At 72.4% G+C, this 16985-nt stretch carries 17 protein-coding genes and 1 pseudogene; 10 read left to right on the top strand and 8 right to left on the bottom strand.

What is annotated here, in order from left to right; genetic code table 11:
* Nucleotides 1-222 precede the first annotated feature (222 nt).
* Entirely contained in the window at nt 223-1197 is a 975-nt protein-coding gene (locus QQM72_RS06970) for an SCO0930 family lipoprotein (RefSeq protein ID WP_314219897.1), read from the bottom strand.
* Between the two features lie 284 nt (nt 1198-1481).
* Between QQM72_RS06970 and QQM72_RS06965 the strand changes: the two genes are divergently transcribed.
* The 3 genes from QQM72_RS06965 to QQM72_RS06955 all read left to right on the top strand — a co-directional run bounded on the left by QQM72_RS06965 (nt 1482) and on the right by QQM72_RS06955 (nt 3657).
* On the top strand, nt 1482-2096 hold the full coding sequence (locus tag QQM72_RS06965) for a hypothetical protein (RefSeq protein WP_314219896.1): 615 nt from the start codon (nt 1482-1484) through the stop codon (nt 2094-2096).
* A gap of 21 nt (nt 2097-2117) precedes the next feature.
* Nucleotides 2118-2882, top strand: coding sequence for a bestrophin-like domain (locus tag QQM72_RS06960; protein ID WP_314219895.1), 765 nt, complete (start codon nt 2118-2120; stop codon nt 2880-2882).
* Between the two features lie 238 nt (nt 2883-3120).
* Nucleotides 3121-3657 carry a hypothetical protein gene (locus QQM72_RS06955; protein WP_314219894.1) on the top strand — a complete coding sequence of 179 codons (537 nt, stop codon included), beginning with the start codon at nt 3121-3123 and terminating at the stop codon, nt 3655-3657.
* A 113-nt stretch (nt 3658-3770) separates the two neighbouring features.
* On the opposite strand, the gene QQM72_RS06950 is transcribed toward QQM72_RS06955, so the two are convergent.
* Nucleotides 3771-4277 carry a hypothetical protein gene (locus QQM72_RS06950; RefSeq protein WP_314219893.1) on the bottom strand — a complete coding sequence of 169 codons (507 nt, stop codon included), beginning with the start codon at nt 4275-4277 and terminating at the stop codon, nt 3771-3773.
* A 332-nt stretch (nt 4278-4609) separates the two neighbouring features.
* Between QQM72_RS06950 and QQM72_RS06945 the strand changes: the two genes are divergently transcribed.
* A complete protein-coding gene (locus QQM72_RS06945; RefSeq protein WP_314219892.1) occupies nt 4610-5278 on the top strand; it encodes a class F sortase in 669 nt (222 codons plus the stop codon).
* 33 nt (nt 5279-5311) lie between these two features.
* Here the strand turns inward: QQM72_RS06945 and QQM72_RS06940 are convergent, their stop codons facing one another.
* Both QQM72_RS06940 and QQM72_RS06935 read right to left on the bottom strand, forming a co-directional pair.
* Nucleotides 5312-6151, bottom strand: a complete 840-nt coding sequence (locus tag QQM72_RS06940) for a polysaccharide deacetylase family protein (RefSeq protein WP_314219891.1) — start codon at nt 6149-6151, stop codon at nt 5312-5314.
* Between the two features lie 114 nt (nt 6152-6265).
* Nucleotides 6266-6584: pseudogene (locus tag QQM72_RS06935) on the bottom strand (amino acid--tRNA ligase-related protein); the annotation flags it as partial.
* Nucleotides 6585-6896: 312 nt separating this feature from the next.
* Between QQM72_RS06935 and QQM72_RS06930 the strand changes: the two are divergent.
* A complete protein-coding gene (locus tag QQM72_RS06930; protein WP_314219890.1) occupies nt 6897-7370 on the top strand; it encodes a universal stress protein in 474 nt (157 codons plus the stop codon).
* Nucleotides 7371-7398: 28 nt separating this feature from the next.
* Here the strand turns inward: QQM72_RS06930 and QQM72_RS06925 are convergent, their stop codons facing one another.
* The gene (locus tag QQM72_RS06925; protein WP_314220146.1) at nt 7399-8550 is read right to left on the bottom strand and encodes a CapA family protein; all 1152 of its coding nucleotides are present in this window, start codon (nt 8548-8550) and stop codon (nt 7399-7401) included.
* Between the two features lie 222 nt (nt 8551-8772).
* Between QQM72_RS06925 and QQM72_RS06920 the strand changes: the two genes are divergently transcribed.
* The 5 genes from QQM72_RS06920 (at nt 8773) to QQM72_RS06900 (ending at nt 13339) form a co-directional block, all read left to right on the top strand.
* Nucleotides 8773-9324, top strand: a complete 552-nt coding sequence (locus QQM72_RS06920; protein WP_314219889.1) for a sigma-70 family RNA polymerase sigma factor — start codon at nt 8773-8775, stop codon at nt 9322-9324.
* Nucleotides 9325-9480: 156 nt separating this feature from the next.
* On the top strand, nt 9481-9996 hold the full coding sequence (locus tag QQM72_RS06915) for a hypothetical protein (RefSeq protein ID WP_314219888.1): 516 nt from the start codon (nt 9481-9483) through the stop codon (nt 9994-9996).
* A 141-nt stretch (nt 9997-10137) separates the two neighbouring features.
* Nucleotides 10138-10800 (top strand): zf-HC2 domain-containing protein, encoded by a 663-nt coding sequence (locus tag QQM72_RS06910; RefSeq protein WP_314219887.1) that lies wholly within the window; start codon nt 10138-10140, stop codon nt 10798-10800.
* A gap of 278 nt (nt 10801-11078) precedes the next feature.
* Entirely contained in the window at nt 11079-11471 is a 393-nt protein-coding gene (locus QQM72_RS06905) for a hypothetical protein (RefSeq protein WP_314219886.1), read from the top strand.
* Nucleotides 11468-13339 carry a caspase family protein gene (locus QQM72_RS06900; protein WP_314219885.1) on the top strand — a complete coding sequence of 624 codons (1872 nt, stop codon included), beginning with the start codon at nt 11468-11470 and terminating at the stop codon, nt 13337-13339. The genes QQM72_RS06905 and QQM72_RS06900 overlap by 4 nt, the downstream gene beginning before the upstream one ends.
* A gap of 27 nt (nt 13340-13366) precedes the next feature.
* Here QQM72_RS06900 and QQM72_RS06895 read toward each other — a convergent pair whose 3' ends face one another.
* From QQM72_RS06895 to QQM72_RS06885, 3 genes are all read right to left on the bottom strand, one after another.
* Nucleotides 13367-14230 (bottom strand): Fpg/Nei family DNA glycosylase, encoded by an 864-nt coding sequence (locus QQM72_RS06895; protein ID WP_314219884.1) that lies wholly within the window; start codon nt 14228-14230, stop codon nt 13367-13369.
* 31 nt (nt 14231-14261) lie between these two features.
* Entirely contained in the window at nt 14262-16349 is a 2088-nt protein-coding gene (locus QQM72_RS06890; RefSeq protein WP_314219883.1) for a SpoIIE family protein phosphatase, read from the bottom strand.
* Nucleotides 16350-16411: 62 nt separating this feature from the next.
* The gene (locus QQM72_RS06885; protein ID WP_314219882.1) at nt 16412-16897 is read right to left on the bottom strand and encodes a hypothetical protein; all 486 of its coding nucleotides are present in this window, start codon (nt 16895-16897) and stop codon (nt 16412-16414) included.
* Nucleotides 16898-16985 lie beyond the last annotated feature (88 nt).

The following is a 16985-nucleotide window of genomic DNA, read 5'->3' as shown; positions in this document are numbered from 1 at the left end:
CGCCCCGAAGGGCTACTTGAGGTGCCCGGCTCGTTCCGGAGAGTTCCGAAGCGGTCCGCCGGGCGGCGAAAGTCTACGCACAGGAAGCGGCGGCCGGACAAGCACGAGGAGCCGGCGCGACGGAACGCACAACGGTCCGCCCCCTCCGTGCGGCGCGGAGGGGGCGGACCAACGGTCGTGCGCGATGGGGCAGCTGCGGGATCAGCCCTGGGGAGGCGATCTCTACTGCGCCGGCGCTCCGACCAGCTTTCCGTTCGGCGCGACGGCGTACCACGTACCGCCCACGCCCTGGCCGTTGATGTCGCCGGGCGACTTGTCACCGGAGAAGGTGTAGATCGGCGAGCAGTTGATCGTCTGCTGCTTGGTGCCGTCGGACCGGGTGAAGTTCATGTAGCCCTTCTCCTGGATGCCCTCGGTCTCGTTGAAGGCGACCGGAGCGACCGCCGGCCACTTCTCGAGGCAGGCTCCGTTGCAGTTCGAGACCGGCTCGGGCCAGGCCTTGTCCTTGAGGAAGCGGTAGACCGTCATGCCGTTCTTGTCGACGACGATCTCACCGAGGTTGGCGTCCTTGCGGACGGACAGCCCGGCCAGCTCGGTGCCGGACTCGGCGGACGAGCCGGACTTGGCCTTCTTGCCCTCGGGGGTGAGCGCGAACCACTTGTTGCCCACGCCCTGACCGGTGGTGTCACCGGCCTTGGCGTCCTTGGCGTAGTAGTAGGCGGGCCAGCCGGCCACGGTCAGCTGCTTGGTGCCGTCGGTGCGGGTGACCTCGCCCAGCAGCGACTTGTCGATGCCGTCGCCCGCGGCGATGTCATCGGCGGAGACCGGCGGCCAGGCGGTCGCGCAGTCGCCGTCACAGTTCGACTTCGGGGGTTCCGCGGTGTCCGCGTCGAAGCGGTAGAGAGTCTTGCCGGTGCCGTCGGTGAGGATCTTGCCGAGTTCGCCGTTCGCGGATACGGCCAGCTCGCCCGCGGTGCCCTGCGCGGCGGCCCCCGCGGTCGCACCGGCGCTCGCACCGGAGCCGACCCCCGTACCGACGCCGCTGCCCACGCCGACGCCCGCGATGCCACCGGCCGGAGCCGTGGCCCCGACGTTCTGGCTCGACGACGTGCCGCTCTCAGAACCGCACGCCGTCGTCAGCGCCAGCACGGCCACAGCACTCGCCGCAAGTGAGGCGCTCCGCCAGGTGGTCTTCATCGTCAACAACTCCCCGATCGTCACAAGGTGTTGCAGCGCCCTGCTGCGCCGCCGCACGGCACTGAGTACGCATGGTGACGGTCGTTGTGTTCAAACACGGCACAAAAAACTTTCCGGGACCTGTGACACCGGACCCGGCTGACCTCCTGATCGCACAGGCACCCGGCGCTCCGGACGCGCGAACGTACCGCCCGGCAAACCTGTGGACGTGAACTTCCCCCGTTCGGGGCAATCCCCACCCGGCGTGGGCGTGGGCAGGTACGAGACGCCGCATGATCTCCGTCGTGCATGGACCCGAACCGACCCGCTCCGCCCTCGTCGCCAAGGCCCTGGCCCTGGTGACCGCGGCCTGGATCCTCGCCTCGGCCCCGGCCGGGGTGGCCGCGGCCGACGCGTGCGCGTACGCCTCGACCGGCCCGGACGGGATCGAGGCGGTGGCGGTCGCGGGGAGTCACTCGTGGCCGACTCCCCCGGTGTGCCCGAAGCCGACGCCGACGCCCGCTCCGCCCAAGCCGGAGCCCCCGCCCCCGCCCGAGCCGACGCCGAGCCCCACGCCGACCCCGACCCCGAAGCCGACGCCCCCGCCGCCAGCGCCTCCCGAGCCCGGGCCGCCGGCGCCGAGGCCGCGGCCGAAACCGCCGGCGCCCGTGCCGCCCCGCCCCGCGGCACCGCTTCCGCGGCCGGCACCCACGCCCCCGCCACCGGCTCCGGCCTCCGAGCCGGCACCGACCGCCGAGCCGAAGCCCACGCCTCGCCCCTCCGCGACCCCGGTGAGCTACCCGGCGTACCACGCCTCGCCGCGGCAGCGGCCCGTCCGCCGCGGCCGGTCGCCGGTCACCTACGTCCTGCTCATCACCGTGCCCGCGGTGATCGCCGTCGCCGCGCTGCGACCGCGTTAGCGCCGATCCTGGAGGCATCTCTTGCCGGAATGGCTTGTTCTCACCCTCGCGATGCTCGCCGCCTGCGCGGTGGTGGTCGTCGTCACCCTCCTCCGGCACCGCAGGGCGCCCGAGGACGAGGACCCCTCCGAGACCCCGGACGTCATCGAGTACATGACGATGTGGATCGGCGTGGTGTACGCCATCGTCCTGGGCCTGGCCATCGCCGGCGTCTGGGAGGCGCGCAGCGTGGCCCAGGACCACGTCCAGGCGGAGGCGCAGGCGCTCCACGAGATCTCGGAGCGGGTACGCGTCTACCCGGCCGACGCCCGTGACCGTATTCGGGAGGATGTCAACGCCTATGTCGGACACGTCGTCACCACCGAGTGGAAGTCGATGGCCGACGACGGCGAGGTGACGAAGCGCGGCGACGAACTCCTCCGGCGGATCCGGGTGGACGTCACCGACTACGAGCCGAAGTCCGACTTCCAGGCGCAGGCCTACCAGCCGCTGATCGACCAGATGGCCGCCGCCGACCAGGCACGCAACGCCCGGGCCGAGTCGACCGGGGCGACCATGCCGGGCGTGGTGTGGTTCGGGCTGCTGGCCGGGGCCGCCATCACCATCGGCATGGTGTTCGCGCTGCAGATCCGGCGTACCGCCCGCGAACTGGTGCTGGCCGGGCTGTTCTCCGCGCTGATCGCCTTTCTGCTCTTCCTCATCTGGGACTTCGACGCGCCCTACAGCCGGGGCATCACCGCGTCGGCGGAACCGTTCCTCCATCTGTTCCCCGGCGTCGCGGGCTGACGTCCGCTCACCTCACGTTCCCGCGACCGGGGGACGGCGGCGCAAGACGGCCGCCACGCCGTGACCGTCCCCCGGTTGCCGCAGCGGTGTCCCCTGGGCGGCCCACACGCTTGCCCCATTCGCGCGACTGCGATCGCGGGAGCGCACACATGTTCCTAGCGTTTCGGTCATCGAGGTGCATTTTTGACGCAAGCGGAAAAAGGTCCGCAGCTGCTCCTCGGGGACCGGAGGATCCACCATGCACGCGATACGCGTCGCTTCGGCCGCACTGCTGGGCGTCACCGCCCTGACCTTCTCCGCACCGGCCGCCGTCGCGAGCGACGACGACAACCACTACGTCATGTCCAACGGCTACAGCGTGCTGCCCTCGACGATCGCGGCGGGCGGGCAGGTCACCGTCCAGGTGGACCGCAACGCCAGTGGCTGCCGGAACTCCGTGACGGTCTCCTCGGGCGTGTTCGACGCGGTCGTCATCCCCCGGGGGTCGTCGTCCGCGGTGGTCACGGTCGACCGGGACGCCAGGGCGGGCGCCTCGTACCGGGTGACGTTCGCCTGCGGCGGCATCAGCGCCGTCAAGGAGTTGACGATCGCCGGCGGCCGTCCGCTCGATCCCACCGTGCCCTATCCGCTCCCGCGGGGCGTGCAGGCCGGTGAGGGCGGCACCCTCGCCGGGTTCGACCTCGAGGAGATCGCCCTGGGCGCCGCGCTCATCGTGGGCTCGGTCGGCGCCGCGTACTACTTCTCCCGGCGCCGCACCGCCGGGGACGGCGACTGACGGCTCACCGCCGACGGCTCCCGCCGTGAAACAGGCCTTCGCCCCGGATCCCAAGCGGGACCGGGGCGAAGGCCTGCCTCACGTGCGACGTGCGATCCCCTTCGGGGCGGGCCTCAGACGCGGCGCTCGGCGCGGCGGCGCATCCAGAACAGACCACCCCCGACCAGGGCCGCCGCGACGAGACCGCCGCCGATGGCCATGTCGGTCGGGGTGGCGCCGGTGGTGGTGCTGCCGCCGAGACCGCCGCGGACACCGCCGATGACGGTGAAGGCGGCCGGGCGGGTCAGGCTCCGTCCCGAGCAGTTGACGGTGATGTCGTAGGTGCCGGGCCGGGCGTTGTCGTTGATGGTCGCCGTCCCCTTGGCGGTCTGGTTGGCGCCGTTGATCGGCGTCAGGTTGGCCTGCGGGAACGCCGCCGAGGTCATGGTGCCGCCGCCGGGGCAGCCGTCGACGGTGACCGTCATCTGGCCCCCGCGGGCGATGACGGCGGGCAGGGCCACGATGTTGCTCGGATTGGCGCCCATGCCGTCGCGTGCGACGGCGGCCGGGGCGCTGACGCCGAGCGAGGCGACCGCGGCGGCCGAGACCACCGAGGCCGCCAGAATACGAGTGATGCGCATGTGATCCTCCGCGGAAGGCGCCCCGGGGCCCGTCCCCGGCATGTCGGCGAGAAAGCACCTCCCGGAACGACCCTCAGATGCCGTGCACGCGCCCGCATTTCGGGAATGGTCCGTCCTGGTGAGAGGACACGCCGAGCGAAATGCACACAATCGGATATTGCCGCAGGTCACGGACCGTCAGAAAATTCCTTGCGCCGGCAACTCGGATGGCTCACCGAAAGGCGTCGGGCCACCCGTTCGCCGCTGCCCCGTCGCCGGTTCCCGCCCGGGGACTTAGCGTTCTCGTATGCGCGAAGGGACGCGGTGACGGCCGCGTCGAAAGGGGATGGCGAATGTCTGCGTACGAGCTGTCCGAGGTGGCGGAAGAGGAGGAGCGGCGGCGAAAGCGCGCCCCATGGGGCGTGATAGCGCTTGTTCTGCTGACCGGTCTCGCGCTCATCCGGAACGGGTCGGGAGAGTTCGACATCGGCCCGCCGCAGCCCGCCTCGGCGGCGGCCGCGGACGGCCGCACCGCCGGTGCCTTCGGCCGGATCCCGGCAGCGCTGCCGTACGCCGTGCCGGACCGGGTGCGGATCCCCGCCATCCGGGTGGACGCGCCGGTCACGTCGGTCGGCCTGGACGCGGACGGCTGGGTCGGCGCGCCGCCGCCGGAGGACCCGAATCTGGCCGGCTGGTTCACCGGTGGCGTCTCGCCCGGCGAAAAGGGGACCGCGGTCGTCGTCGGCCATGTCGACAACAAACTGGGCCCCGCCGTGTTCTACGGTCTCGGGGCCCTGAAGAAGGGAAATCGCGTCGAGGTGTCGCGAGGGGACGGAAAGACGGCGGTCTTCGAGATCTACGGCATCGAGGTCTTCGAGAAGAACAACTTCCCCGGCGACCGCGTGTACGCCTCCAAGGGCTCCCCCGAACTGCGGGTCATCACCTGCGGCGGCGGTTTCTCCAAGGCGAACGGATACGACGGGAACGTGGTCGCCTTCGCCCGCCTGGCCGAGGTCCGCTGAGCGGACACCGGCCGGGCGGGCGGGGGGCTCGCGTCAGGTGTACCGCCGGTGCGGGACGGTGATGTGGTACCCGGAGTCCAGCAGCTGCGGCAGATAGCCGCGCAGGGCCCGCACGCTCTGCGAGCGGTCGCCCCCGGCGTCGTGCGAGAGCACCACGACGCCGGGGGCGGCTCCCTTCTCGACCCGCTGGACGATGGTGCCGGCGGCGGGGGCGGTCCAGTCGAGGGTGTCGACCGTCCAGGCGAGCGGCTCCATGCCCAGTTCGGCGCCGAGCTGGAAGGCGGCACGGTTCCAGGCGCCGTAGGGGGCGCGGAACCAGCGGGGCGGCTCCCCGTAGCCCTCCTCGATGACGTCGCTGGTGCGGGACATCTCGGAGCGGATCTGACGGCGGGTGAGGCTGGTCAGCAGGGGGTGCGACCAGGTGTGGTTGCCGACGACATGGCCCTCGTCGGCCATCCGTCCGAGCAGATCCTGGTTGTCGGCGGCCATCTCCCCGCACACGAAGAACATCGCGCGCACGTCGTAGTGGGCCAGGGTGTCGAGGATGCCGGGGGTGTAGCGGGGGTCGGGTCCGTCGTCGAAGGTCAGCACCATGGTGCGGCCGCGGCCGGTCATCCTCAGCAGCGGTTCGTGGCGCACGGGGGTGCGGCCGGGGGCGGTGCGCGGGGGGCCGTAGCCGGTCAGCGGCTGGAGGCGGTAGGCGGAGGGCTTCAGCGGCAGGCTCTGCGCCGGGGCTCCCGCGGCGGGGGCGGCGGCCCGGACCGGCTTGCCGTCCTCACCCCACAGGAACACTCCGGCCGTGCCGGCCGCTCCGACGGCGGCGGCGCCGGCGAGCAACGCCCGGCGGCGCGTGAACAACTGATCCTTCTTCATGCAGTCATCAGTCGCCCGGCAGGCCCCCGACCCACCACAGCGACACCGGACCGGCGGCACGATTCCACCCGCCCGGCGCAGTCACGGTCGGTCCGAACAGTCGAAGGGGGCCGGTCAGCGGTGTCGTACCAGGGGGAACGGCAGGGTCTCGCGGATCGTGAGGCCGGTGAGGAACATGACCAGGCGGTCGACGCCGATGCCGAGGCCGCCGGTCGGGTGCATCGTGTACTCGAGGGCGTCGAGGAAGTCCTCGTCGAGTTCCATCGCCTGGGGGTCTTTGCCGGCGGCGGGCAGGGACTGCTCGGTGAGACGGCGGCGTTTGCTCAACCGGTTCGGTCAACTCGGAGTAGACGGTGCCGAGTTCGGTGCCGAGGGCGACGAGGTCCCAGCGTTCGGCGAGCCGCGGGTCGGTACGGTGCTGCCGTCCTTGCGGGCGACCGGCGAGCCGAAGGCGGCCGTGGCCGCGGCCCGCCCTTGGCGTCGCGGTTGCCCCGGAGTTTGCGCCGGAGGGTGGCGGCGGGGTTCAGGAGGGCGGCGGCGCCGAAGAGGCCGAGGAGGAAGCGAAGCCTTCGGGCACCCGGCCGAGGACCCGCCCGGCGGACCGCCGTGCCGGGCCCGGGGTGTCCGCGGCCGTGGCGGTCCGCACGGTGGCACTCATGTGCCGACTCCAGGAACACCCGGCCCCTGCCGCCCGTCGGGCAGCCCGCGCACCGGCCGGACCTGCGGCTTCCGATAGCCTCTGGCCGTGACGGAACAGCACTCGCAGCAGCCCGCGCACCAGTTCGAGCGGGGCACGGACGGACCCAAGGTCATCCTCGTCGGGGTGGACGGCTCCGACTCCTCCCTACGGGCCGCGGCCTACGCCGGCGGCCTGGCCCGTCGCCAGCACGCGCTGCTCGCCGTGGTGTACGTGCAGCCGGTGCTGGTGGCGGGCGCGGCGCTCGGGGTGCCGGTCGCGGAGACGACCGACGAGATCGCCGAGGACCTCGTCGCGCAGATCCGGGAGGCCACCGAGCGCACCCGGGGGATATTCGACGTGCGCTGGGAGTTCCACACCTTCCGCGGCGACCCCTACGGCGGCCTGGTGAAGGCGGCGGACCAGCTCAAGGCGGACGCGGTGGTGGTGGGCGCCTCCGAGCAGGCCGGCCACCGGATCGTGGGGTCCGTCGCGGTGCGGCTGGTGAAGGCGGGGCGGTGGCCGGTGACGGTGGTGCCGTAGCCCCCGGCCACCCCGGCCTACGGCCGGCTCACTTCCCCATCACCAGCCCGTCCTTCGCCGCGCCCCGGCCGAGGACGACCGCGCCGATCCGGTCGCGTACCCCTTCGACGCCCGCGCCCTGGGCGAGGGCCTTGTTCAGGTCGACCACCCGGCCGGCGTCGATGTCGAACAGCAGCGGTACGAACGCGGCCTTGCGCACCTCCCAGCGGCCGCCGGGCCGGGCGGGCGGGGCGAAGGTGAAGCGGGCGACGGTGGACTGGTTTCCGCGCGCGTCCCGGACGCCCTGGTGGTTGAACATCTCGCCCGCGATCTGGTCGCCCAGCCCGAAGACGACCCAGGTGCCGTTGACCTTCTCGTAGGCCTGCGGGACGTGGGCGTGCGTCCCGAGGATCAGGTCGATGTCGGGGCGGCCGCCCGTGCGGGAGGCCGTGAGGGTGCGGGCGAGCGTGAGCTGGCGGTCGTCGGGCGCGTCCTGCCATTCGGTGCCCCAGTGCACGGAGACGACGACCACGTCGGCGCCCGCCTTCCGGGCGGCCTTGGCGTCGGCGAGGATCCGGTTCTCGTCGAGCAGGTTGACGGTCCAGGGCTGCCCCGGCGGGACGGGGTGAGCGTTGGTGTCGTAGGTGTAGGCGAGGTGGGCGACCTTCGCCGGGCCCGCGCGCAGCAGCGTGACCGAGTTGCCCTCGGCCTCGGTGCGGGCGGTGCCCGCGTGCCGTACACCGGCGGCGTCGAGCGCGTCGAGGGTGCGCTGTACGCCCGCGGCGCCGTCGTCGAGGCTGTGGTTGGAGGCGGTCGAGCAGCCGTCGTAGCCGGTGGCGGCCAGGGCCCCGGCGATCTCCGGCGGGGACTTGAAGTCCGGGTAGCCGGTGTAGACGCCGTTCGCGCCGTACACGGTCTCCATGTGACACAGCGCCAGATCGGCGCCGGAGACGACGGGTTTGACGCCCGCGAGCATGGGGCGGAAGTCGTAGCCGGTGCCCCCGGCGTCGAAGCGGGCGCGGTCGATGACGGTGGTGTGCGGGAGGATGTCGCCGGAGGCTACGAGCGTGAAGCCGCGGGCGGCGGCCGGGGCCGGGCGGCCGGGCCGCTCGGCCGGCCCGTGGTCCCGGGCCTGGCAGGCGGCGGCCGCGGCGAGGAGGGCCGTCAGGGCCAGGGCCACCTGGTGTCTGCGGGCGATCACCGGGTCACCCCACTTCCCATGAATTGTCATATTTACCCATGTATCAGTACTAAGCCATGAGGGACGGCCGTCCGCCCCGGCACTCCCTTCGTCCAGGGCCGATGCCCGCGATCGGCGTAGCCCGGACCGTTCGTCGAACCGTTCGTCGACGCGATCGACCGTCCGCCGCAGATCCGTGTGCGTGCACTGTCCCGAACCGGCGCACTGCGGTGCCATACGCCCATGACCGCCGGAACCACCCTCACCGCCCGGACGACGACCGCCGAGCACGAGCTCGCCGCACTCCAGCGCGAGCACGGCCGGCCGCTCTTCGCGCTGCTGCTGAGGCTGTGCGACGGCGACCGCCAGCGCGCCGAGGACCTCGTCCAGGAGACCCTGGTACGCGCCTGGCAGAATCCCGGGGCCCTGCGCGCCGACACCTTCGACTCCGTACGGCCCTGGCTGCTCACCGTCGGCCGGCGGCTCGCGATCGACGCGCGGCGGGCCCGGCAGGCGCGGCCCGCGGAGGTCGGGGACGCGGTGCTGGAGAACGCGTCACCCGTCTGCGCCGACCACGCCGAGCGGGCGGCCGCCACCCTCGACGTGCGCGAGGCTGTGAAGACACTCACTCCGGAGCACCGTGAAGTCCTGGTGCTGGTGTATTTCCAGGGGGCCAGTGTGGCGGAGGCCGCCGAAGCCCTCGGAATTCCGCCCGGTACCGTGAAGTCCCGCGCGTACTACGCGCTGCGCGCCCTGCGTCGGGTGCTTCCGGGATACGCGGCCGACCTGCGCTGAAACCCACGACTGGGTCAAGCCTCCGTAAAGCGCCTTGCCGAGGACCCCCTTGGGGTAATCGGGTGTCCTTATCCGTGTTCCGGATGGAGCCCGGTGACCGGGTCCCCAGCGCCCCGGCAACGGGCGAGCGCAAGCACCGGAGGAAGGCAGGAAGGGATGCTGCACAGAGGTCACCAGAGCACGGACGGCACCGGCGGCGGTGAACTGACCGTCCCCATGGCCTGGTTGTATGCCGAGTACATCGCCGACGAACTGCTGCGGACCGGCGATCTCATGCCGCCGACGTCCTTCGAGTTCCGCGCCGGGCGCGACGCCCTCGCGCTCACCATCTTCCTGTCCGACACCGACGGCGAACTGCCCGGCATCCGGGTCGTCACTCAGCTGGAGACGTGGCTTTCGCTCACGGCGTACGACCAGCCGTGGCAGGACTGGGTCGACGAACGTATGTCTCAACTGAGGGCCGAGGCAGCGGGGTCGGACGGACCGGCTCCCGATCTCGACCTGGCGGCCGCCGCCTGGCGCTGGCTGGAGGAGACGGAGCTGCTCGCTCCCGATCTCAACGCGGTTCCCGGCGGTGCGCCGGTGGTCGGCGAGGACGAGGGACCCAAGGTCTGGACACCCGCCTGGCAGCTCGGACTGCCCCTCGGCCACCTGGCGATTCATCTTTTTTAGATTCGCACCAATCCGCGGGCCGGACCGCTCCGAACATCTGGGTCACGATTCGGTACGTGGCTTGAGTGATTCGGCGGCCGGGTGCGTACCGGTGGGAGCAAGGAGTAACCCCACTGGCACTCAAAGGCACGAGGTTTCGGCATGAGGTCCCTGGAAAGGCATCGCGACGTCGGCGCGTACGCGCTCGGCGTGCTGGACGAAGCGGAAGCCTTCCGCTTCGAGGACCACCTCATGGAGTGTCCTCAGTGTGCGGCGCAGGTCACCGAGTTCGGCCCCACCGCACGGCAGATGATGCTCTACCGGCGCGCCACCCCGCGCGCCGTGCACCCCTTCGCCGGGCCCGGCCCGCAGCTGCTGGACCGGCTGCTCGCCGAGGTGGCGGCGCGCCACCGGGCCGTGCGCCGACGGGTGCTGTACGCCGTGGCCGCCTCGGTGGTGGTCGCCCTGGCCGGTCCCGTGATCGCGATGATGGCGGGCACCGCGAGCGGCGAGGGCGAGAGCGCCGTACGGGTCACCGCGACGGACGAGAAGTCCGGGGTGTGGGCGCAGGTCACCACCGAGAACGAGGCGTGGGGCAGCCATGTGGAGCTCGAGGTCAAGGACGGGGCGGGCCCCCGCGCCTGCCGGCTGATCGCCGTCGGCCTCGACGGCTCCGAGCAGACGGTCACCAGCTGGAACGTCCCCAAGCACGACGCCCGCCCCAACACCATGCAGGGCGCCGCGGCCTGGCATCCCGACGAGATCGCCCGCTACGAGCTGCGCACGTCGGCCGGGGAGCACCTGGTGACGCTCGAGGCCCGCTGACGCCGCACCGGAGTGAGTTCAGGTCACTTCGACAGCGGTCGGCGGGACCGGGTCCGGGCACGACAGCCGGACGCGGCACGGGCATGGTCCGGACGGGTCGGGCACAGTACGGGGCTTCCGGCTCCGTTTCCGCCCCAAAATAGTAGAAGTTGATACTTTCCATGTGATTTGCGACGGGGTGGCCGTCGGCGGAAAATGAGGTGAGAACAGGACGCGGAGCCACCGACGGTCCGACTCCGCGCCGCCCCTGCGCGTACGACCGAAAAGGGGCTGACCCGGTGGACAACACCTTGCGCATCCTCGTCACCGAGGACGGCGCGGACCCCGAGGACATCGCGGAACTCACCGGCTATCTGCGCGAGGAACTGCTCCAACTCGACGTGGACGACGTGCGGTCGGTGCCCGGCGAGCCGGCCCCGCCCGGGGCCCGGGTCGTGGAGGTGGCCGCGGTCGGAGCGCTGCTGGTGAGCCTGGGCAGCGCGGTCACCGGGCTCAGCCAGGTGCTGAGGGCGCTCCGTGAGTGGCGCGGACGCTGCCGGGACTCCCGCCCCTCGCTGCGCCTGACGCTGGACGACGACGTGCTGGAGATATCCGAGGCTACCGACGAACAGGTCACGGAGGCCTTCGACCTCTTCGTCCGACGTCATTCGACGGCGGGAGCCGAGCCATGACGGACGCCAGACATGCGCTGATCATCGCCAACGACCGCTACGCCGACCAGGGGCTCAAGAAGCTCAAGGCACCCGCCCAGGACGCCACGGCCCTCGCCGGGGTGTTGCACGACCCGCAGATCGGCGACTTCGAGGTGGACGTCGTGCGCAACGCGTCGGCCGACGCCATGCGCCGCCGCATCCAGGGCTTCTTCAACGACCGCCGTCGCGACGACACCCTCGTGCTGCACTTCTCCTGCCACGGTCTGAAGAGCGAGTCCGGCGAGCTGTACTTCGCCGCCAGCGACACCGAGCCCCGGCTGCTGGACGCCACGGCCATCCCCGCCCACTTCGTCCGCGGGTGCATGTCCCATACCCGGGCCGGCCGGACGGTCCTGTTCCTCGACTGCTGCTACGGCGGCGCCTTCTCCCGGGGCTCGTCGTCCGTGCGCGCTTCCGGGGACGTCGACGTCCTGGAGTCCTTCACGAGCGACAAGCCGCCCGGCGGGCGCGGCTGGGCCGTCATCACGGCGTCCAACTCGATGGAGTTCGCCTTCGAGGGCGACGAACTCGCCGAGAACTCCGCTCCGCGCCCCTCGGTGTTCACCCACGCGGTGGTCGAGGGCCTGGAGACCGGCGAGGCCGACCTCGACGCGGACGGCGAGGTCTCCCTGGACGACCTGTACGACTACGTCTTCGAGCACGTACAGGAGCAGAACCCCCACCAGACGCCGAGCAAGACGGTGGAGATGCAGGGGGAACTGCATCTGGCCCACAGCCGACGCGGGCGCATCAAGATCGCCGCGATCGCTTCGCCGCCCTCCCTGCTGGCCGCCGTCAACAGCGACAACGCCTTCACCCGGCAGGGCGCCGTGCTGGAGCTGCGCTCCCGGCTGCACAACGAGTCCGTGCCGCTCGCGGAGGGTGCACGCCAGGCCCTGGAGGAGGTCGCGCGCAACGACATCCGGCAGATCGCCGACGAGGCGTCCCGCGCCCTGCGCGACATCCGCCTGTCGCCGTCCCCCGACCACCTGGACTTCGGCCCGGTGGTCCGGGGTTCGACCCCTCCCGAGCAGGCCGTGACCATGGGCGGCCCACCGCTGGCCCGTCACTGTGTGGCGCAGCCCGCGCAGTCGTGGCTGCGCGTCGAACCGACGCCGAACGGTCTGCGGGTTCGCGTCGCCGCCACCACCGCGGAAGGGCGCCTGTCCGGTGACATCGCGCTGAAGGGGGTGGCCGACGAGGCGGTGATCCACGTCGAGGCGCTGGTGGTCCCGGCGCACGACACCCCCCGAACGGACGCCACCGACCCCCCGGAGGGATCGCCCCACGACCGGGACACGGTGGTCGTCGGGCCGTCGGGGGACCCCACGAGAGCGATGAAGCCGCCGCGCTCACGCCGGCCCCGGGCAGCCGCGGACGACACCCGCACCGGCCACGCGGGCCCGCACCGGACGGCCGCGCGACAGACCGACGGGGCGCGGACCGGCGACCGCCCCGCGCCCCGGGGGCGGCGTGCCCGGGCCCTGGCCGGCGCCGCCCTCGCTCTCGCCGTCACCGCGGTCATCACGGTGATCGTGGCCCTCCAGGCGGCCGTGGCGGCCGTCTTCGACCGCAGCGGCGACGGGCCGACGGGCAGCATCGAGGAGCGCGTGCACGAGCAGGGAGCGCTCCCGCCGCTCACCGTCGCCCTGATCACCGCCGCCGCGGCGCTCGTCGCCTGCGCGCTCGCCCGGTACGACCTCGGGACACCTCGGGGGCCCGACACCCCCTCCGCGGCGCACGGCACCCGGAGCATGACGGCGGTCGCGAAGGGCATGGCGATCCCGGTCCTGGTGCTGGCCCTGCTCGTGCTCGTCGCCTACCTGGTGGGCAGCGGCCACTGGTGACACCTGGCGGGCCGTGACCACTGGTGACTACTTCAGCAGTCTGGACATCCTCCGGTCCGCCAGCGGCTTGCCGCCGGTCTGGCAGGTGGGGCAGTACTGGAGCGAGGAATCGCTGAAGGACACCTCCCGGACGGTGTCACCGCAGACAAGGCAGGGTTCGCCGGTGCGGCCGTGGACACGCAGACCGCTCTTCTTCTCGGCCTTCAGACGTCCCGCCGCCAGACCCCGTGAGCGCTCGACCGCCTCCGTGAGCGTGCCGCGCAGGGCCTCGTAGAGGGTGTGCGTCTCCTCCGGCGTCAGGGTGGCCGCCAGCTTGAACGGGGACATCCTCGCCACGTGCAGGATCTCGTCGCTGTAGGCGTTGCCGACGCCCGCGATCAGGCTCTGGTCGCGCAGGGCGCCCTTCAACCGGCGTCGCTCACCGGCGAGGAGCGCGGCGAAGCGGGCCTCGTCGAAGGCGGCGGCGAGCGGGTCGGGACCGAGCCGGGCGATGCCGGGGACCTGCTGCGGATCGGGGACGACGTACACCGCGAGCCGCTTCTGGGTGCCGGCCTCCGTCAGGTCGAAGCCCGCCCCCGTCTCCAGGGCGACCCGCAGGGCCAAAGGGCCCTTGCCGGGGCGGGGCGGACCGTCCGGGAGTCTGTCCTTCCAGTGCAGCCAGCCCGCACGGGCGAGGTGCGTGACGAGGTGCGGACCGTCACCGGTCGCCAGGTCGAGGAACTTGCCGTGCCGGTGTACGGCGGTGACCTCGCGGCCCTCGACGGCGGTGACGGGCGGGTCGTACGTCTTCAGCACGCTGACCGCGACGGGCAGCACGCGGACGATCTCGTGGCCGACGAGATGTTCGACCAGGAAGTCCTTGAGCGCTTCGACCTCGGGGAGTTCCGGCATACGTCCAGAGTGCCATCCGCAACCCGAGCGCTCAGGTCCGTTCCGCCACCACGAACTCGCACCACACGCACTTGCCGCCGCCCCGCGCCTCCACGCCCCAGGCTTCGGTGAGCAGGTCCACCAGCAGCAGGCCCCGCCCGGAGACCCCCGACTCGCCCGCCTCACGGCGGCGTGGGAGGGCGCTGGAGGAGTCCTCCACCTCGACGCGCAGCCGGTGTTCGGCTCCGGTGAGCACCCGCAGGGTGACGATCGCGGCGCCCTCGGTGTGCATGAGCGCGTTGGTGATCAGTTCGTCGGCGACCAGTTCGATCTCGTCGGAGCGGTCCCGGGCGCCCCAGGTGCGGACCGCCGCGCGGATCATGTGCCGGGCCTCACGGAGGGCCTCGGGGTCACCGGGGGCCACATGCTGCTGGAGCCGGCTGCCGGCCTGGGGGCCGTCGGGGCCGCGCCGGCGCAGCAGGAGCAGGGCCACGTCGTCGTCCCCACCGCGCTCCTCGGCGACCTCGATGAGCTGGTCGGCCAGTTTCCGGACGTCCGCGGGTCCCGCGGCGATCAGCGCGGCGAGGGCCCGCATGCCGTCGTCGAGGTCCGTGCCGGGCTGCTCGACCAGCCCGTCGGTGCACAGCAGGAGCGTGTGGCCCGGGTCGAGCTCCACGGTGCCGACCGGGTACTCGAGGCTGCCGAACTCGGCGGACAGACCGAGCGGCAGCCCGCCGGGCACCGGGACGCGCCGGCAGGTCCCGTCGAGGCCGCGCAGCAGGGGGTCGATGTGCCCGGCACGGACCACCTGGACGACCCCCGTGGAGAGGTCGGCCTCCGCGTACAGACAGGTGGCGAAGCGGTCGGTGTCGAGCTCGTGCAGGAAGACCGAGGCACGGGCCATCACGGTGGCCGGGGTGTGCCCCTCCGCCGCGTAGGCCTTCAGGACGATGCGCAGCTGGCCCATGACGGCGGCGGCGTGCGTGTCGTGGCCCTGGACGTCGCCGATGACGGCGCCGACCCGGCCACCGGGCAACGGGATCAGGTCGTACCAGTCGCCGCCGATGTCCCGGCCGAGGGAGCCGCCGATGGTGGCGGCGCGGTAGCGGACGGCGACGTCGGCGCCCTGCACGCTGGGGATGGTGCGCGGCAGCATCGCCTGCTGGAGACCCTGCGCGATGTCCTTCTCCTGCTCGTAGAACATCGCGCGCTGAATGCTCTGCGCGATGCTGCTGCCGAGGGCGACGAGTATGTTGCGGTCCTCCTGCGTGAAGCCCCGGCGGTCGCTGTAGAGCAGGCCCATCGCGCCGATCGGGCGGGCCTGCACGATGAGCGGCAGATAGGCCGCCGAGGTGATCTTCAGGTCGGTGAGGTGCGGCCACAGCACGGGGTAGCCGCCCGCGAACTCCTCCGGCGACTCGATGAAGCGCGGGGTGAGGGTGCGCACCACCTCGCTCATCGGATAGGGCTCGTCGAGGCGGGTGACCAGCGTGCCGGGCACGAAGCTGCCCTCCGGGCCCTCGGCGATCAGCCGGATCCGCCCGGCCTCGACCAGCCCCATGACGAGGCTGGTCGCGCCGAGGTGGGTGAGGCCGTGGGTGTCCTTGAGGACGTCGATCACGTCGCGCACGGTGCGGGCGTGCGCCAGGGCCGCGGTGGTCAGCTGGACGACGTTGGTCTGCTCGCGACGCGCGTCGTCGAGGGCCGCCTCGTCGCGGCGGGCGGCCAGGTGGCTGAGCTCGTCGGTCGCGTCCCGCACGATGCCCACGATGCGACGCGGCCGGCCGGTCCCGTCGCGCCGGATGTAGCCCTGGGTGTGGGTCCAGCGCAGGGTGCCGTCGCGCAACCGCATACGGAAGTAGGCGCCGTAGTTCTCGCTGCCGTCCTTGATGGCCTGGGCGACCAGCTCGTCCAGGCGGATGCCCTCGGCCGGCGGGACCCGGACGGCGAGGGTCGCGGGGTCGCCGTCGTACTCGTCGGGCCGCAGGTCGAAGATCTCGTGGGCCCGGGCGTCCATGTGGAACTGCCCCGAGTCCAGGTCCCAGTCGAAACTGCCCATGCGGTTGAGCGCCAGGATCGGATCCGGGTGGGCGGGCCAGTCGTCCGGGAGGGACAGGGCGCTCGCTCCCCGATCAACCATGGGGCCACCTTGCCAGGATTTGCCCGATTCTTCGACCGGGGAACCGAGGCCCGGGACCACCCTCAGCCCATGACCACGTCGAGGGGGCTGCCGAAGATGCTGCCGGTCCGGTCCTGCGCGCCGGACTCGTCGGGCCCGTCGGGGACCAGCCCGCCGCCGTCGGGCAGGTCGGGGACTTCCGGGACGGTCTCGGGGCCGATCTCACCGGGGCCGACCCCGCGGTCGAGGCCGGAGCCGAGGTCCTCGTCGGAGCCGAGGTCCTCGTCGGGACCGGAGCCGGATGCCGCGCCGGGATCGGCGTCGGCGAGGGCGAGGGACGGACCGGAGTCCTGGCCGGCCGCCGGGGTGCCGGCCAAGAGGCCGGTGAACGGGTCGCCGGAGACGACGCGCCCCTCGGCCGCCGGGACGACGCCGTCCGCGCCCGGCATCGTGATCTTCTCCCCCGCACCACCGCGTCCGGCGACGAGGAGCGCCGCCGAGAGCGCGCAGGCGGTGAGGAGAGTGGCAGTGGGTAGTCGCACCACGTTCTCCCGCATCGTCTCGTGCATCGTCCCGATCCCTCACCCGGAGGTGATTCGACCACTATTGTCTGCTTCACCCGCCAGGGTCACGCAACCGGAGGACGCGACCACGCAC

Origin of the sequence: Streptomyces zaehneri (genome assembly GCF_032248645.1) — a bacterium.
In the GTDB taxonomy this organism is placed as follows: Bacteria; Actinomycetota; Actinomycetes; order Streptomycetales; family Streptomycetaceae; genus Streptomyces; species Streptomyces coriariae.
The sequence above is the reverse complement of the archived record's forward strand: the minus strand, read 5'-3'. Positions and strand labels throughout refer to the sequence as shown.

Bases quoted from the DNA above. Each gene is read 5' to 3' on its own strand.
- QQM72_RS06970 (WP_314219897.1), bottom strand. From the start codon at position 1,197: ATGAAGACCACCTGGCGGAGCGCCTCACTTGCGGCGAGTGCTGTGGCC.
- QQM72_RS06955 (WP_314219894.1), top strand. From the start codon at position 3,121: ATGCACGCGATACGCGTCGCTTCGGCCGCACTGCTGGGCGTCACCGCC.
- QQM72_RS06950 (WP_314219893.1), bottom strand. From the start codon at position 4,277: ATGCGCATCACTCGTATTCTGGCGGCCTCGGTGGTCTCGGCCGCCGCG.
- QQM72_RS06945 (WP_314219892.1), top strand. From the start codon at position 4,610: ATGTCTGCGTACGAGCTGTCCGAGGTGGCGGAAGAGGAGGAGCGGCGG.
- QQM72_RS06940 (WP_314219891.1), bottom strand. From the start codon at position 6,151: ATGAAGAAGGATCAGTTGTTCACGCGCCGCCGGGCGTTGCTCGCCGGC.
- QQM72_RS06920 (WP_314219889.1), top strand. From the start codon at position 8,773: ATGACCGCCGGAACCACCCTCACCGCCCGGACGACGACCGCCGAGCAC.
- QQM72_RS06915 (WP_314219888.1), top strand. From the start codon at position 9,481: ATGCTGCACAGAGGTCACCAGAGCACGGACGGCACCGGCGGCGGTGAA.
- QQM72_RS06910 (WP_314219887.1), top strand. From the start codon at position 10,138: ATGAGGTCCCTGGAAAGGCATCGCGACGTCGGCGCGTACGCGCTCGGC.
- QQM72_RS06900 (WP_314219885.1), top strand. From the start codon at position 11,468: ATGACGGACGCCAGACATGCGCTGATCATCGCCAACGACCGCTACGCC.
- QQM72_RS06895 (WP_314219884.1), bottom strand. From the start codon at position 14,230: ATGCCGGAACTCCCCGAGGTCGAAGCGCTCAAGGACTTCCTGGTCGAA.
- QQM72_RS06890 (WP_314219883.1), bottom strand. From the start codon at position 16,349: ATGGTTGATCGGGGAGCGAGCGCCCTGTCCCTCCCGGACGACTGGCCC.
- QQM72_RS06885 (WP_314219882.1), bottom strand. From the start codon at position 16,897: ATGCACGAGACGATGCGGGAGAACGTGGTGCGACTACCCACTGCCACT.